The sequence below is a fragment of the Nonomuraea sp. NPDC001831 genome (assembly GCF_042892035.1).
In the GTDB taxonomy this organism is placed as follows: Bacteria; Actinomycetota; Actinomycetes; order Streptosporangiales; family Streptosporangiaceae; genus Nonomuraea.
The window spans coordinates 1-14,101 of the sequence record NZ_JBIATU010000003.1 but is presented as its reverse complement, the minus strand read 5'-3'; the positions used below and the strand labels follow the sequence as shown (position 1 = coordinate 14,101).

Here is a 14,101-nt window from a genome sequence, read left to right as displayed (position 1 = left end):
GCGATTCCGATCACTGTAAGTCATGACTTCATCGCTCAACGTGGCCGAACGGGACGTGTCGCGCCATGTCCTGCGGCCGCTCAGCCCGCCGCGGCGTCGCCCGGGGCGAGGAACTCGGCAGTGCTCGCCTCGCCGGGTTCGCGGTCGGGCCGCAGGCCGCGCCAGGAGGGGTGGCGCAGGCGACCGTCGCCGGTGACCTCGGCGTACTGGACCTCGCCGACGACGCGGGGCTCGACCCAGCGGGCGTGGCGGGCGTGCTCGCGCGGGACGGGCTCGTCGAAGGGCGGGCCGGGGCGTTCCAGGGGGGCGAGGAGGTCCTGGAGGTCGCGCAGCATCTGCTGGGTGAACCCGGTGCCGACGTGCCCGACGTACAGCAGGCGGCCGCGCGGGTCGTAGGCGCCGAGCAGCAGCGAGCCGATCATGCCGGACCGCCGTCCGCCGCCGGGATGCCAGCCGCCGATGACGACCTCGGCGGCGCTGACGTTCTTGACCTTGGTCCATTCGCCGCTGCGCCGGCCGGGCCGGTAGGGGGAGCCGAGCCGCTTGCAGACGATCCCTTCGAGCCCGAGCTGCCGGGAGGAGTCGAAGGCGCGGTCGGCGTGGTCGGCGAACCACACGGGCACCTCCCAGCGGAAGCCGGGCCGCAGGGTGCCCTCCAGCAGCTCGCGGCGTTCGCGGTAGGGGCGGCCGATCAGGCTGTCGGCGTCGAGGTGCAGGATGTCGAAGGCCATGAACGTCACCGGCACCGCCCGGGTGAGCTCGGCGACGGTGGCGGGGTTGCGCTGGTGCATGCGGGGCTGGAGGGCGGCGAAGCTGGGGCGTCCGGTCTCGTCGAAGGCGACGATCTCGCCGTCGATCACGGCCGCGTGCCGGCCGGTGGAGCCGGCCATGAGCTGCAGCTCGGGGTAGGCGGGGGTGATGTCCTTGTTGTTACGGGACATCAGGCGCACCGAGCCGCCTTCGACGTAGGCGAGGGCGCGTACGCCGTCCCATTTCATCTCCACGGCCCAGCCCTCGCCCTGGACGGAGGTCAGGGTGCCCAGCTGGGCCATCATCGGCGCGTAGGCCGGCAGCCCCACCATGGACCATGCCGTACCCCGGGGGGTTGATCGACAGCGGCTGGCCGGGGTCTACAAATGGTCAAGCGGGCCGGCTTCCACCAGTTCGCCGAGGTCCACGCCGTGTTCGTCGAGTTCGGAGACCGTCTTGCAGTAGCCGCGCAGGTACGTCCGGCCGTTGACGCGGTGGGAGACGCGCAGCAGTGGGCGATCATCGAGGATGATCGCCTCCACCAGGATGCCGCCGGGGGCTCGCCACTGTCCCATGCCGCCCAGGGTAGGCGAGTGGACATAATGGACATGTAATGCGAAAGGCGTTATGAACCGCCTACGCCGCGCCGAGCGGGGCAAACAGCCGCAAGATTATTTTTAACTCACCGAGAGTTTTCTTTGCCGCAGGGTGTTAGACACCTGGCGGGCCGGGCAGGAGGGGGCCAGGCCATTCCCCCGGCCGTGACCGCGCCCCCGTGGCGGCCACGGCCACTCGGCCCCGGCTTGGCCCGGTCCGGGGCTCTGGCGGCCGCGAGCGCGGCGTCCGGCGAACGCCGCGCTCGCGGCCCCCGTAACGTGTCCAACCTGCGTCCCGCATTCTGGACAGAAGCGGATGCGGGGCCCGGACTCCGTAGACTGTCAGGGTGATTTCCCGTATTGACATGCGCGGTTCCCTTCCTGCGGACCTGCGCGACGTGCTGCCCCGCGCCGAGCTCGACGTCGAGGCCGCCCTGGAGAAGGTGCGGCCCATCTGCGACGACGTGCGCCATCGCGGGGCGGCAGCCGTACGGGAGCTGACCGCCAGGTTCGACGGTGTCGAGATCGCCTCCGCCCGCGTGCCCGCCGACGCCGTCCGGCGGGCGCTCGACGAGCTCGACCCCCGGGTCAGGGCCGCGCTGGAGGAGTCGATCAGGCGGGCCCGGCTGGTCCACCGCGACCAGCGCCGCTCCGACGTCACCACGCAGGTCGTGCCCGGCGGCACGGTGACCGAGCGCTGGGTGCCGGTCGACCGCGTGGGCCTCTACGTGCCCGGCGGCCGTGCCGTCTATCCCTCCAGCGTGGTCATGAACGTCGTCCCGGCCCAGGAGGCGGGCGTCGCCTCGCTGGCCGTCACCAGCCCGGCCCAGAAGGAGTTCGGCGGGCTGCCCCACCCCACCATCCTGGCCGCGTGCGCGCTGCTCGGCGTCGACGAGGTCTACTCCGTGGGCGGGGCGCAGGCCGTGGCCATGTTCGCCTACGGCACCGAGGAGTGCCCGCCCGCGACCATGGTGACCGGCCCCGGCAACATCTGGGTCGCCGCAGCCAAGCGCCTGCTCAAGGGCCGCATCGGCATCGACTCCGAGGCAGGCCCCACCGAGATCGCCATCCTGGCCGACGAGACCGCCGACCCGGTGCACGTCGCCGCCGACCTGATCAGCCAGGCCGAGCACGACACGATCGCCGCCGCCGTCCTGGTCACCACCAGCCTCGAGCTGGCCGAGGCGGTCGAGAAGGAGCTGCCGGGCCAGGTCTCGGCCACCCGCCACTCCGAGCGCATCACCGAGGCGCTGGGCGGCCGGCAGTCGGGCATCGTGCTGGTCTCCTCGATCGACGACGGCATCAAGGTCGTCGACGCGTACGCGGCCGAGCACCTGGAGATCCACACCGCCGACGCGGCCGAGGTCGCGGCCCGCGTCCGCAACGCCGGAGCGATCTTCGTCGGCACCTACGCGCCGGTCTCGCTCGGCGACTACCTCGCCGGTTCCAACCACGTGCTGCCCACCGGCGGCTGCGCCTGCCACTCCAGCGGCCTGTCGGTGCAGTCGTTCCTGCGCGGCATCCACGTCGTCGACTACACCCGCGACGCGCTGGCCCGCGCGGCGGCCCACGTGTCGGTGCTGGCCGACGCCGAAGACCTGCCGGCGCACGGCGCCGCGATCCGCGCCCGCTTCGACTGGCGAGTCCCCACGGAGACCGAGTGAACGCGTCCGACGACCTGACCCTCGCCGACCTGCCGATCCGCGACGACCTGAAGGGCCGCTCGCCCTACGGCGCGCCGCAGATCGACGTGCCGGTCCGGCTCAACACCAACGAGAACCCCTATCCGCCCTCGCCCGCGCTGGTCGCCGACCTGGCGCGGGCCGTGGCCGCGAACGCGGGCGAGCTCAACCGCTACCCCGACCGCGACGCCACCGAGCTGCGCGCCGACCTGGCCGCCTACCTGGGCCACGGGCTGAGCCCCGAGCAGGTGTGGGCGGCCAACGGCTCCAACGAGGTGCTCCAGCAGATCCTGCAGGCCTTCGGCGGCCACGGGCGCACCGCCATCGGGTTCGAGCCGTCGTACTCCATGCACCCGATCCTCACCACCGGCACCAGCACCGAATGGATCAGCGCCGTCCGCGAGGACGACTTCTCCCTCGACCCCGGCAAGGCCGTCGCGGCGATCGAGGAGCACCGGCCCGACATCGTCTTCCTGGCCTCGCCCAACAACCCGACCGGCACCGCGCAGCCGCTGTCGACGATCGAGGCCGTGCTGGCCGCCGCGCCGGGCGTGGTGGTGATCGACGAGGCCTACGCCGAGTTCGCCCGCCAGGGCACTCCGTCGGCGCTCACGCTGCTGCCGCGCCACCCGAGGCTGATCGTCACCCGCACGATGTCCAAGGCGTTCGCCATGGCCGGCACCCGCCTCGGCTACCTGGCCGCGCACCCGGCCGTGGTGCAGGCGCTGCTGCTGGTGCGGCTGCCGTACCACCTGTCCACGCTCACCCAGACGGCCGCCCGGGTCGCGCTGCGCCACCGCGCCGAGCTGCTCGGCACGGTCGACGCGCTGCGCGCCGAGCGCGACGCCACGGTCGCGTGGCTGCGCGGCAAGGGGCTGTCGGTGGCCGACTCCGACGCCAACTTCGTGCTGTTCGGGCGGTTCCCCGACCGGCGCAAGGTGTGGGAGGGGCTGCTGGCGCGCGGTGTGCTCATCCGCGAGGTGGGCCCGCCAGAATGGCTGCGTGTGTCGATCGGCACCGGCGAGGAGATGGCGGCCTTCCGCGCCGCGATGGAGGAGGTTCTGTGAGTCGCGTAGGGCGCGTGGAGCGGGCAACGAAGGAGACCTCGGTGCTGGTCGAGGTGGGCCTCGACGGCACCGGGCTGGTCGACGTCTCGACCGGGGTGGGCTTCTTCGACCACATGCTGGCCCAGCTCGGCAAGCACGGTCTGTTCGATCTGACCGTCAAGACCGAGGGCGACCTGCACATCGACTCCCACCACACGATCGAGGACACCGCGCTGGCGCTGGGCGCGGCCTTCCGCCAGGCGCTGGGCGACAAGTCCGGCATCCGGCGGTTCGGCAGCGCGTCGTGCCCGCTGGACGAGTCGCTGGCCCAGGTCACGGTCGACCTGTCCGGGCGGCCGTACCTCGTGCACACCGAGCCCGCGGGCATGGCCCCGATGATCGGCCCCGACTACGACACGACGATGACCCGGCACATCCTGGAGTCACTGGTGGCCCAGGCGGCCATCTGCCTGCACGTGCACGTCCCGTACGGGCGCAACGCCCACCACATCGTCGAGGCCCAGTTCAAGGCGCTGGCCAGGGCGATGCGCGAGGCGTCCGAGCTCGACCCGCGCGCCTCGGGCGTGCCGAGCACCAAGGGCGTGCTATGACCGACAACCTCATCGCGGGCGTGATGGTGTTCCTCGGGCTGTTCCTCGCCGGAGGCGTGTTCTCGCTGGCCAAGCAGGGTCTCAAGGTGGGCGCGGCGTGCTGCGCGCTCGGCGCGGCGATGGCGATCACGGCGGGGGTGTTGTGGTGGTGAGCAAGAACATCGTGGTGCTCGACTACGGCTCGGGCAACCTGCGCTCGGCCGAGCGGGCCCTGGCCAGGGTGGGCGCGGACGTCACCGTGACCGCCGACTTCGACGCGGCGCTCGACGCCGACGGGCTGGTCGTGCCGGGCGTCGGTGCGTTCGCGGCCTGCATGGCCGGGCTCAAGGGCGTGCACGGCGACCGGGTCATCGGCCGCCGGCTGGCCGGCGGGCGTCCGGTGCTGGGCATCTGCGTCGGCATGCAGATCCTGTTCGCGCGGGGCGTCGAGCACGGCGTCGAGACCGAGGGCTGCGGCGAGTGGCCGGGCACGGTCGAGCGGCTGGAGGCGCCCGTGCTGCCGCACATGGGGTGGAACACGGTCAAGGCGCCCGCTGACAGCGTGCTGTTCGCCGGGCTCGACGCCGACACCCGTTTCTACTTCGTGCACTCCTACGGCGTGCGCGAGTGGGAGCTGCAGCCGGCCGACCCCGGTTTCGCCGCGCCCGTGGTGACCTGGGCCGAGCACGGCGTGCCGTTCGTGGCCGCCGCCGAGAACGGCCCGCTCATGGCCACCCAGTTCCACCCGGAGAAGTCCGGCGACGCCGGAGCCGCCCTGCTGAGGAACTGGCTAGAGACGGTATGAGCAAGGAGCGGGCGCGCCGGCGGGCCGAGCGGGAGGCCGGGCGGGCGCGCGCGATCCGGCTCAACGAGGAGCGGCAGGCGCGCCGCGCCCGGCGCCGCGCCCTGACCGCCCGCCTGATCCCGCGCCCGGTGAGGTTCGCCCGGCAGGGCGGCCTGATCGCCCGCCGCCATCGCGCCCAGAACGTCGCGGTGGCGCTCGGCTTCCTGATCGTGCAGGCGATCGTGTGGCTGGTCTGGGGCTCGCCGGCGGTGAGCCTCGCCGTGTTCGTCTTCTCCCTGCTGCTCGCACCTGTTGTCGTGACCCTCGCTTTCGACCGGAGGACCTGAATGTCGCTCGTATTGCTTCCCGCCGTGGACGTCGCCGATGGCCAGGCCGTACGCCTCGTCCAGGGTGAGGCCGGGACCGAGACCGGCTTCGGCGAGCCGCTCGCCGCGGCGCTGGCCTGGCAGGAGGCGGGCGCCGAGTGGATCCATCTGGTCGACCTCGACGCCGCGTTCGGCAGGGGCTCCAACAAGGAGCTGATCAGCGAGGTGATCGGCAAGCTCGACGTCAAGGTCGAGCTGTCCGGCGGCATCCGCGACGACGAGTCGCTGGCCGCCGCCCTGGCCACCGGCTGCCGCCGGGTCAACATCGGCACCGCCGCCCTGGAGAACCCCGACTGGTGCCGGAAGATCATCGCCGAGCACGGCGACCGGATCGCGGTGGGCCTCGACGTGCGCGGCACCACGCTGGCCGCCCGCGGCTGGACGAAGGAGGGCGGCGACCTGTGGGAGGTGCTCGACCGCCTGGAGGCCGACGGCTGCCCCCGCTACGTCGTCACCGACGTGACCAAGGACGGCATGCTGCAGGGGCCCAACCTCGACCTCTACCGGCGGATCTGCGCACACACCGACAAGCCCGTGATCGCCAGTGGCGGCGTGTCCAGTCTTGACGACCTGGTGGCACTGGCTTCTCTCGTCCCGGACGGAGTGGAGGGAGCCATCGTGGGCAGGGCCCTGTACGCTCACGCGTTCACTCTTGAGGACGCGCTGGCCGCGGTACGCGTTTAGCTTCGCCGGGAGGGGGCGGAATGAGCGTCAGCATGGAAAGCACCGGTCCGAGGGTGTTTTCGGGCGGCATCTGGGAGGAGAAGTACGGCTACGCCCGCGCCGTGGTCGTGGGCGAGCGCGTGATCGTCTCCGGCTGCACGGCCACGATCGACGGCGAGGTGCGCCACGTCGGCGACGCCTACCGGCAGAGCCTGACCGCCATCGACATCGCGCTCGACGCCGTCGAGGTCGGCGGCCTGACCCGCGAGGACGTCGTCATGGTCCGCTACTACGTGGTGGAGCAGCGCCACTTCGACCTCGTCGGCCGGGCCATCTACGAAGTCTTCGGGCACGTGCGGCCCGCCTGCACAGGAGTGAGGGTCGCCGGACTGGTGGACCCTCGAATGCTGGTCGAGATCGAAATCGAGGCACTGCGAGCATGACCGTAGCGGTAAGAGTGATCCCCTGTCTCGACGTCGACGCCGGACGGGTCGTCAAGGGCGTCAACTTCGAGAACATGCGCGACGCGGGAGATCCGGTCGAGCTGGCCAGGCGCTACGACGAGGAGGGCGCCGACGAGCTGACCTTCCTCGACATCACCGCCTCCTCGGGCGAGCGGGAGACCATGCTCGACGTGGTGCGCAGGACCGCCGAGCAGGTGTTCATCCCGCTCACCGTGGGCGGCGGCGTGCGCGCGGTCGACGACGTCAACCGGCTGCTGCGGGCCGGGGCCGACAAGGTGTCCCTGAACACCGCGGCCATCGCCAGGCCCGAGCTGCTGACCGAGGCGTCGCGGCGGTTCGGCGCGCAGTGCGTGGTGCTGTCGGTCGACGCCCGCCGGGCGCCGGGCATGCCCAGCGGGTTCGAGGTCACCACCCACGGCGGCCGGCGCGGCACCGGCATCGACGCGGTGGAGTGGTCGGCGCGCGGCGAGGAGCTGGGCGTCGGCGAGATCCTGCTCAACTCCATGGACGGCGACGGCACCCTCGACGGCTACGACCTGGAACTGCTGCACGCGGTGCGCGCCGCGGTGCGGGTGCCGGTGATCGCCAGCGGCGGGGCCGGCCGGCTGGAGGACTTCCCGCCGGCGATCGCGGCCGGGGCCGACGCCGTGCTGGCCGCCAGCGTGTTCCACTTCGGCACGCTGAAGATCGGCGACGTCAAGGAGACGCTGCGGATGGCGGGCCACCCGGTCCGCTGAGACCACCCGGTCCGTTTGAGGCCGCCCGGTCCACTGGGGCCGCCCGGTCCGTTTGAGGCCGCCCGGTCCACTGGGGCCGCCCGGTCCGTTGCGGTCCCCGGTCCGTTGAGGCCGCTCGCCGGCCCCGCCCGCGCGGGGTCGGCGGCGCTGGGGCCGGCAGGCGGTCAGAACACGCGCATGTGGTGGAAGAGCTCGTAGGAGGCGTCCTTGGCGGCGAACGCGGCCGCCTCCGAACGTTTGACCGCCAGGTACGCGCTGCGCCGCAACGGCCCGAGCGCCTCCATGAGCACCTCGTCGGCCTCCAGCGCGTCGAGCGCCTCCTCCAGGGAGCCGGGCAGGCGGGGGTAGCGGTCCGGCATGGTGTCGGGATCGATGTCCACGGCCTCGCCCGGGTCGAGCTTGCGGCGGACGCCGTCGAGCCCGGCGTGGATGACCGCGCCGAGCGACAGGTACGGGTTGGCCGAGGAGTCCGACGGCTTCAGCTCCAGGTTCGGCTCGCCGCTCTCGCCCAGCGGCGAGCACACGCGCACGGCCGCCTCCCGGTTGTCGGGGCCGTAGACCGCGTAGGCGCTGGACCACATGCGGGGTGCGAGCCGGCGGAAGCTGTTGACGCTGCCGCAGGTCAGGGCGGTCAGGCCGGGCAGGTGGGCGAGCAGGCCGCCGATGAAGTGCGCGCGTTCCGCGCCGTCCTCGGCGAACAGGTTCTGGGTGTCGCGCCACAGCGACAGGTGCAGGTGGGCGCCGTTGCCGGCCTGGTCGGCCAGGGGCTTGGGGGCCAGCGAGGCCCACATCGACATGCGCATCGCCACGCCGCGCACGGTCTCCCGGTAGAGCACGTGGTTGTCGGCGGCGCGCAGCGCGGGCGCGTGGCGCACCGACAGCTCCTGCTGGCCGGGGCCGAGCTCGGGGTGGTAGTGCTCGACGCGCAGGCCCTGGGTCTCCAGCGCGCGCATGAGCTTGATCGTGTAGTCGTGCGCGGTGTCGAAGCCCGTGCCGGCGTAGCAGAGAGAGTCGTCGAGCGGCACCAGCCGGTCGGGGCCGCCATTGGGGTCGGGCAGGCGGCGGCCGAGCGTGAACTCGGGCTCGAAGGCCGCCTCGATCCGGTAGCCGTCGCCGGCCAGCTCCGCCACGGCGTCCTTGAGGAACGTGCGTGCGCAGGCCTCCCACGGTGAGCCGTCGGGCCGGCGCAGGTCCGACAGCATCGCGGCGGCGCCCGGCGCATGGGGCAACGGGACGAACGTGGCCGGGTCGGGGACAATGCGAACCTCGCCCACCGGACCCAGGTGCTCGACCTCCTGGAGCTGGTCGAGCATGTTCATCGCCATCATGGCCACCGTGTGCCCGATGCCCGAGTTGAGCCGTTCGGCCAACCGGGACCGGGACGCCGCCTTGCCACGGACCACGCCACCGTGGTCGGCGTACAGGAAACGGATCAGCTCGATGCCCTCAAGCTCTGCCCGTTCGAGGACGCGCCGAGCCTGCGGATCGAGCTGATTGATCTTGTTGCCGCTGGGGCGATCTCTCATCCTGCCTGCGTAACACGATCTGTCAGCGCGTGGAAGCACCTAGCGCGGACAGAACGCGAACATCAGGTCAGAACATTCGTAAAGAAGACCGCCAATTGGTTGGCTCCTTGGACAATTCCGTCAAACACGCCGTTGACCGCGGCCGCCGCCTGGGCCGGCCGGGTGAACAGGTAGAAGACCACGAACGCCACCAGAACGTACGTAGCCACCTTCTTGACCTGCATGGGGGGCCTCCTGCAGTCCATTCCCAGCCGTATATACCCGGATCTGGGCGATCACGGTCATCTTCTGTGAAGATGTCCAAGATCCTAACCGGGGGGCTTCTTTCCTGTGCCATCGTACGGGCTGGAGGTTTAAGACGAGGGGTTTCTGGGCCGAGGGTTTCGGTCAGAATCCGAGCCGGGCTTCGGTTGCCCGGCTCACCGCCGCGTCGTCGCCGGTCAGCTCCACCCTGGCGTGCTCCTGCCGGCCGAAGCAGAACAGCAGCAGCTCCTGGGCCGTGCCGCTGACCTGAACCTTGGCGCCCTCCCGCGCCCCGCCGAGCGCCACCCCGCCGCCTGCCACCCCGCCGCCTGCCACCCTGCCGCCTGCCACCCTGCCGCCTGCCGCACCGCCGCCCACGCGGCGCAGTACCAGGCGCACCGGCGAGCGGCGCAGCATGAGCCGGGCGCCCGCCGACACCCGCTTCCAGATGAGCTCGTCGAGGTCGGCCGGCAGCTCGCGCGGCTCCCATCCGGGCTGGGCGCGGCGCACGTCCTCATGGTGGACGAAGAACTCCAGGGTGTTGACCGCGGTGTCCAGGAAGGGCAGCAGCCCGTAGACGCCGCCCGGCCGCCGCACGATGCCCACCAGCTCGGGGTAGGGGTGTCTGGCCTTCAGGCCGTTCTGGACCGAGGCGGTGTAGCCCGCCAGCGCGCTGATCGCGATGCCGCCCATGGCGTCCGGCCGGCGCTCGCGCAGCACGAGGTGGGCGGCCAGGTCGTAGGTGGTCCACCCCTCGCACAGGGTGGGCGCGTCGGGGCCGAGCCGGTCGAACAGGTCGCAGAGCGCGGTGCGTTCGCCACGAGCGTGAGTCACCCCGCCAAGCCTACCTGTGGGAATAAGGAGATGATCGGTCGTGATAGGGACATAGATAGAAATATCGACGTTTGAAGGGAAAAACACGGAGTGGCGAGCAAGGTCACCTCGGCCGTCATGCGTCAAGGGCTGCGTGTCCTTGGGGTGGCCATTCGCACGGAGAGAGCCGTGTTCGCGATGGCCGCGCTGGCCAGCGCGGTCTACGGCGGCATGACCGTCGCCTCGGCCTGGGCACTGGGCTGGGCGACGCAGAACGTGGTGCTGCCCGCCTTCGACCAGGGCCGGACCTCCGCCGGCGCCCTGTGGACGGGAGCGCTGCTGATCATCGGCACCGCCCTGCTCAAGGCGATCGGCGTGGCGGGACGGCGCATCCTGGCCGGCGTCGTGCAGTACCGCATGCAGGCCAGGTCGCGCAGGGACGTGACCAAGCAGTACCTGCGGCTGCCGCTGTCCTGGCACCACCGGCACCCGACCGGGCAACTGCTGTCCAACGCCAGCGCGGACGCCGAGGCCGCCTGGGCGCCGCTCGCGCCGCTGCCGATGGCCGTCGGCGTGCTGGTCATGCTGTTCACCGCGGCCGTCGCCATGCTGTTCACCGACCTCGTGCTCGCGCTGGTGGGCTTCCTGATCTTCCCGGCCATCGCCGTGCTGAACCTGGTCTACCAGCGCAGGCTCAGCCCCCTGGCCACCCGCGCCCAGCAGCTGCGCGCCGAGGTGAGCGAGATCGCGCACGAGAGCTTCGACGGCGCGCTGGTCATCAAGACCCTCGGCCGTGAGGAGCTGGAGACCGACCGGTTCCGCCGCCGCGCCCACGAGCTGCGCGACGCCAACATCGCCGTCGGCCGGGTGCGCGGGCTGTTCGACCCCATGCTGGAGGCGCTGCCCACGATCGGCGTGCTCGCCGTGCTGGGGGTCGGCGCGCTGCGCCTGTCCACCGGCTCGATCGACTCCGGCGACCTGGTGCAGGTCGCCTACCTGTTCACGCTGCTGGCCTTCCCGATCAGGGCGCTGGGCTGGGTGCTGGCCGAGCTGCCGCGCAGCGTCGTCGGCTGGCAGCGGGTGCAGGCCGTGCTCGACGCCGACGGCTCCATGGACTACGGCGACACGCCCGTGGCCTCGTCCGGGCCCGCCGAGCTGAAGGTGGCCGGCGTGTCCTACGCCTACGGCCAGGCCGAGGTGCTGCACGACGTCACCTTCGACGTGCCGCCCGGCCGTACCGTCGCGCTGGTGGGGCCGACCGGGTCGGGCAAGTCGACGCTGGTCCAGCTCCTGGTCCGGCTCGTCGACCCCGACTCCGGGCAGGTGCTGCTCGACGGCGTCGACGTGCGCGACCTGCCCTACGGCGCCATCGCCGGCTCGGCCGCGCTGGTGCCGCAGCAGACGTTCCTGTTCGACGACACCGTACGCGGCAACGTCGCGCTCGGCCTGGACGCCGGCGACGAGGACGTGTGGGCGGCGCTGCGCCTGGCCCAGGCCGACGGTTTCGTCGGCCGCCTGGGCGACGGGCTCGACACCCGCGTCGGCGAGCGCGGCGCGTCGCTGTCCGGCGGCCAGCGCCAGCGCATCGCGCTGGCCCGCGCGGTGGTCCGCCGCCCGCGCCTGCTCATCCTCGACGACGCCACCTCCAGCGTGGACCCCCAGGTCGAGGCCAAGATCCTGCACGGGCTGCGCGACAGCGCGGAGGCCTCCACCGTCGTGGTCGTCGCCTACCGGATGGCCACCATCGCCCTGGCCGACGAGGTGGTCTACCTCGACCACGGCCGGGTCGAGGACCGCGGGACCCACGAGGAGCTGCTCGTGCGCTGTCCCGGATACCGCAACCTGGTGACCGCCTACGAGCGCGAGGAGGCCGAACGGGCCGCCATCGACCTGTCGCTGGCCCAGGACGCCGAAGAGGAAGAGGAAGAGGTCAGCGCATGAGCGAGGCGCTCCAGGGCAACGTCGAGCGGTCGGCGCTGGCCACCATCTGGCACGGCCTGTCGCTCACCCCCGAGTTCCGCAAGGGGCTGGCCGGCACGCTCGGGCTGGCCGTCGTGGCGACCATCGGCAAGATCATCGTGCCGATCGCGGTGCAGCAGACGATCGACACCGGCATCAAGAGCGGCACGCCGGACCTGCCGTACATCACCCGGGCCGTCCTGGTGTGCGCCGCGGCCGTGCTGCTGACCGCGCTGGCCGGCTACATCATGAACGTGCGCCTGTACAAGGCCACCGAGTCGTCGCTGGCCAGCCTGCGCGTGCGCGGGTTCCGGCACGTGCACGACCTGTCGGTGCTCACCCAGAACAGCGAGCGGCGCGGCGCGCTGGTCTCGCGGGTCACCAACGACATCGACCAGATCAGCACGTTCATGCAGTGGGGCGGGCTGATGATCATCGTGGCGTTCGGCCAGCTCTTCGTGGCCAGCGTGCTCATGCTGGTCTACTCCTGGCAGCTCACGCTGCTGGTGTGGGTGTGCTTCGTGCCGCTGATGATCGCGCTGCCGCGGTTCCAGCGGCTGTTGTCGCGGGCGTACACGACCGTGCGGGAGCGGACCGGCGACATGCTCGCCGCGGTCAGCGAGTCCGTCGTCGGCGCCGCCGTCATCAGGGCCTACGCCTCCGAGCGGCGTACCGCGGACCGCATCGACAAGGCCGTGGACGCCAACAGGAGCGCGCAGATCAAGGCCCAGACCATCGTCGGCTTCGTCTTCCCGCTGACCGAGATCGTGGCCGCGCTGGCCATCGCCGGGATCGTGCTGCTCGGCGTCCGGCTCGGCGTGTCCGGCGACATCACCGCGGGCAAGCTGGTGGCCTTCCTCTTCCTGGTCACGTTGTTCGTCTCGCCGCTGCAGACCGCCACCGAGGTGCTGAACGAGGCCCAGAACGCGGTCGCCGGGTACCGCCGCATCCTGGGCGTGCTGGACACCCCGCCGGACGTCGCCGACCCCGGCGAGAAGGGCGTGCAGCTGCCCCGGGGCCCGATCTCGGTGGCCTTCGAGAACGTGCACTTCTCCTACCCGGGCGGCCCGCCCGTGCTGCGCGAGGTCTCGCTGGAGATCCCGCCGCGCTCGCGCGTCGCCGTCGTCGGCGAGACCGGGTCGGGCAAGACCACGTTCGCCAAGCTGCTGACCCGGCTCATGGACCCGGTCGGCGGCCGCGTCACGGTGGACGGCCACGACCTGCGCGACGTGCGCTTCTCCTCCCTGCGCGAACGCATCGTCATGGTCCCCCAGGACGGCTTCCTGTTCGACGGCACCCTGGAGGACAACGTCCGGTACGGCAGGCCGCCGGCGACCCGCGAGGAGATCCAGCTCGCGATGACCGAGCTGGGCCTGGCCGACTGGGTCGAGGGCCTGCCCGCGGGCCTGGACACGCCCGTCGGCCAGCGCGGGGAGTCGCTGTCGGCGGGCGAGCGCCAGCTCGTCGCCCTGGCCCGCGCCTACCTCGCCGACCCCGACCTGCTGCTGCTGGACGAGGCCACCTCGGCCGTCGACCCGGCCACCGAGGTGCGCCTGGCCCGCGCGCTGGAGGGCGTCACCAGGGGCCGCACGGCCGTCTCGATCGCCCACCGGCTCTCGACGGCGGAGAACGCCGACGAGGTGCTGGTGTTCGACGCCGGCCGCCTGGTGCAGCGCGGCCCGCACGCCGAGCTGGTCACCCAGCCCGGCGTCTACGCCGACCTGCACGCCTCCTGGGTCTCGGCGGCGCACTCCTGAGCGCGCGTCCCTAGTGAGCCGGTTTTGAGATTCGGTCGCAGTAGTGGCAGATGCGGTCGAGGATCTGGTCCGCAGTCTTGGTCCATCGAAACGGCTTGGCGTTGT

General features: G+C 72.0%; 16 protein-coding genes. 11 read left to right on the top strand and 5 right to left on the bottom strand.

Annotated elements, in window-relative coordinates; translation table 11 throughout:
- Positions 1-80 precede the first annotated feature (80 nt).
- Both ligD and ACFYYW_RS11055 read right to left on the bottom strand, forming a co-directional pair.
- Positions 81-1,082 (bottom strand): non-homologous end-joining DNA ligase, encoded by a 1,002-nt coding sequence (gene ligD / locus ACFYYW_RS11060; protein WP_352329315.1) that lies wholly within the window; start codon positions 1,080-1,082, stop codon positions 81-83.
- A gap of 48 nt (positions 1,083-1,130) precedes the next feature.
- Positions 1,131-1,325 carry a hypothetical protein gene (locus ACFYYW_RS11055; protein ID WP_387647340.1) on the bottom strand — a complete coding sequence of 65 codons (195 nt, stop codon included), beginning with the start codon at positions 1,323-1,325 and terminating at the stop codon, positions 1,131-1,133.
- 368 nt (positions 1,326-1,693) lie between these two features.
- Between ACFYYW_RS11055 and hisD the strand changes: the two genes are divergently transcribed.
- From hisD to hisF, 9 genes are read left to right on the top strand one after another with little or no spacing between them, the layout of a single operon-like run.
- Entirely contained in the window at positions 1,694-3,010 is a 1,317-nt protein-coding gene (hisD, locus tag ACFYYW_RS11050) for a histidinol dehydrogenase (RefSeq protein WP_387647337.1), read from the top strand.
- Complete coding sequence (locus tag ACFYYW_RS11045) at positions 3,007-4,095, top strand: histidinol-phosphate transaminase (RefSeq protein WP_352326346.1); 1,089 nt, start codon at positions 3,007-3,009, stop codon at positions 4,093-4,095. The genes hisD and ACFYYW_RS11045 overlap by 4 nt, the downstream gene beginning before the upstream one ends.
- Positions 4,092-4,685, top strand: coding sequence for an imidazoleglycerol-phosphate dehydratase HisB (gene hisB / locus ACFYYW_RS11040; protein ID WP_352326348.1), 594 nt, complete (start codon positions 4,092-4,094; stop codon positions 4,683-4,685). The genes ACFYYW_RS11045 and hisB overlap by 4 nt, the downstream gene beginning before the upstream one ends.
- Positions 4,682-4,837: a hypothetical protein gene (locus ACFYYW_RS11035; RefSeq protein ID WP_352326349.1), complete on the top strand. Its 156-nt coding sequence runs from the start codon at positions 4,682-4,684 to the stop codon at positions 4,835-4,837. The genes hisB and ACFYYW_RS11035 overlap by 4 nt, the downstream gene beginning before the upstream one ends.
- Positions 4,834-5,469 carry an imidazole glycerol phosphate synthase subunit HisH gene (gene hisH, locus ACFYYW_RS11030; protein ID WP_364421014.1) on the top strand — a complete coding sequence of 212 codons (636 nt, stop codon included), beginning with the start codon at positions 4,834-4,836 and terminating at the stop codon, positions 5,467-5,469. Before ACFYYW_RS11035 ends, hisH begins: the two co-directional genes overlap by 4 nt.
- Positions 5,466-5,795: a hypothetical protein gene (locus ACFYYW_RS11025; protein ID WP_352326351.1), complete on the top strand. Its 330-nt coding sequence runs from the start codon at positions 5,466-5,468 to the stop codon at positions 5,793-5,795. Before hisH ends, ACFYYW_RS11025 begins: the two co-directional genes overlap by 4 nt.
- Positions 5,796-6,518 carry a bifunctional 1-(5-phosphoribosyl)-5-((5-phosphoribosylamino)methylideneamino)imidazole-4-carboxamide isomerase/phosphoribosylanthranilate isomerase PriA gene (gene priA, locus ACFYYW_RS11020; protein WP_352326353.1) on the top strand — a complete coding sequence of 241 codons (723 nt, stop codon included), beginning with the start codon at positions 5,796-5,798 and terminating at the stop codon, positions 6,516-6,518.
- Between the two features lie 32 nt (positions 6,519-6,550).
- A complete protein-coding gene (locus tag ACFYYW_RS11015; protein WP_352326354.1) occupies positions 6,551-6,940 on the top strand; it encodes a Rid family hydrolase in 390 nt (129 codons plus the stop codon).
- Positions 6,937-7,698: an imidazole glycerol phosphate synthase subunit HisF gene (gene hisF / locus ACFYYW_RS11010; RefSeq protein WP_352326355.1), complete on the top strand. Its 762-nt coding sequence runs from the start codon at positions 6,937-6,939 to the stop codon at positions 7,696-7,698. The genes ACFYYW_RS11015 and hisF overlap by 4 nt, the downstream gene beginning before the upstream one ends.
- 164 nt (positions 7,699-7,862) lie before the next feature.
- Here hisF and ACFYYW_RS11005 read toward each other — a convergent pair whose 3' ends face one another.
- From ACFYYW_RS11005 to ACFYYW_RS10995, 3 genes are all read right to left on the bottom strand, one after another.
- Positions 7,863-9,224 (bottom strand): glutamine synthetase family protein, encoded by a 1,362-nt coding sequence (locus ACFYYW_RS11005; protein WP_387647330.1) that lies wholly within the window; start codon positions 9,222-9,224, stop codon positions 7,863-7,865.
- Between the two features lie 62 nt (positions 9,225-9,286).
- On the bottom strand, positions 9,287-9,448 hold the full coding sequence (locus ACFYYW_RS11000; RefSeq protein WP_185844438.1) for a hypothetical protein: 162 nt from the start codon (positions 9,446-9,448) through the stop codon (positions 9,287-9,289).
- Between the two features lie 163 nt (positions 9,449-9,611).
- On the bottom strand, positions 9,612-10,301 hold the full coding sequence (locus ACFYYW_RS10995; RefSeq protein ID WP_387647327.1) for a TIGR03085 family metal-binding protein: 690 nt from the start codon (positions 10,299-10,301) through the stop codon (positions 9,612-9,614).
- A gap of 117 nt (positions 10,302-10,418) precedes the next feature.
- Between ACFYYW_RS10995 and ACFYYW_RS10990 the strand changes: the two genes are divergently transcribed.
- Both ACFYYW_RS10990 and ACFYYW_RS10985 read left to right on the top strand, forming a co-directional pair.
- Positions 10,419-12,221: an ABC transporter ATP-binding protein gene (locus ACFYYW_RS10990; protein ID WP_352326370.1), complete on the top strand. Its 1,803-nt coding sequence runs from the start codon at positions 10,419-10,421 to the stop codon at positions 12,219-12,221.
- A complete protein-coding gene (locus tag ACFYYW_RS10985) occupies positions 12,218-13,996 on the top strand; it encodes an ABC transporter ATP-binding protein (protein WP_352326359.1) in 1,779 nt (592 codons plus the stop codon). The genes ACFYYW_RS10990 and ACFYYW_RS10985 overlap by 4 nt, the downstream gene beginning before the upstream one ends.
- Positions 13,997-14,101 lie beyond the last annotated feature (105 nt).

What these genes read in the sequence shown, in the direction of transcription:
- ACFYYW_RS10990 (WP_352326370.1), top strand. Translation starts at nt 10,419, where the DNA reads ATGCGTCAAGGGCTGCGTGTCCTTGGGGTGGCCATTCGCACGGAGAGA.
- hisF (WP_352326355.1), top strand. Translation starts at nt 6,937, where the DNA reads ATGACCGTAGCGGTAAGAGTGATCCCCTGTCTCGACGTCGACGCCGGA.
- ACFYYW_RS11015 (WP_352326354.1), top strand. Translation starts at nt 6,551, where the DNA reads ATGGAAAGCACCGGTCCGAGGGTGTTTTCGGGCGGCATCTGGGAGGAG.
- ACFYYW_RS10985 (WP_352326359.1), top strand. Translation starts at nt 12,218, where the DNA reads ATGAGCGAGGCGCTCCAGGGCAACGTCGAGCGGTCGGCGCTGGCCACC.
- ACFYYW_RS11005 (WP_387647330.1), bottom strand. Translation starts at nt 9,224, where the DNA reads ATGAGAGATCGCCCCAGCGGCAACAAGATCAATCAGCTCGATCCGCAG.
- ligD (WP_352329315.1), bottom strand. Translation starts at nt 1,082, where the DNA reads ATGGTGGGGCTGCCGGCCTACGCGCCGATGATGGCCCAGCTGGGCACC.
- ACFYYW_RS11035 (WP_352326349.1), top strand. Translation starts at nt 4,682, where the DNA reads ATGACCGACAACCTCATCGCGGGCGTGATGGTGTTCCTCGGGCTGTTC.
- ACFYYW_RS11025 (WP_352326351.1), top strand. Translation starts at nt 5,466, where the DNA reads ATGAGCAAGGAGCGGGCGCGCCGGCGGGCCGAGCGGGAGGCCGGGCGG.
- priA (WP_352326353.1), top strand. Translation starts at nt 5,796, where the DNA reads ATGTCGCTCGTATTGCTTCCCGCCGTGGACGTCGCCGATGGCCAGGCC.
- ACFYYW_RS11000 (WP_185844438.1), bottom strand. Translation starts at nt 9,448, where the DNA reads ATGCAGGTCAAGAAGGTGGCTACGTACGTTCTGGTGGCGTTCGTGGTC.
- ACFYYW_RS11055 (WP_387647340.1), bottom strand. Translation starts at nt 1,325, where the DNA reads ATGGGACAGTGGCGAGCCCCCGGCGGCATCCTGGTGGAGGCGATCATC.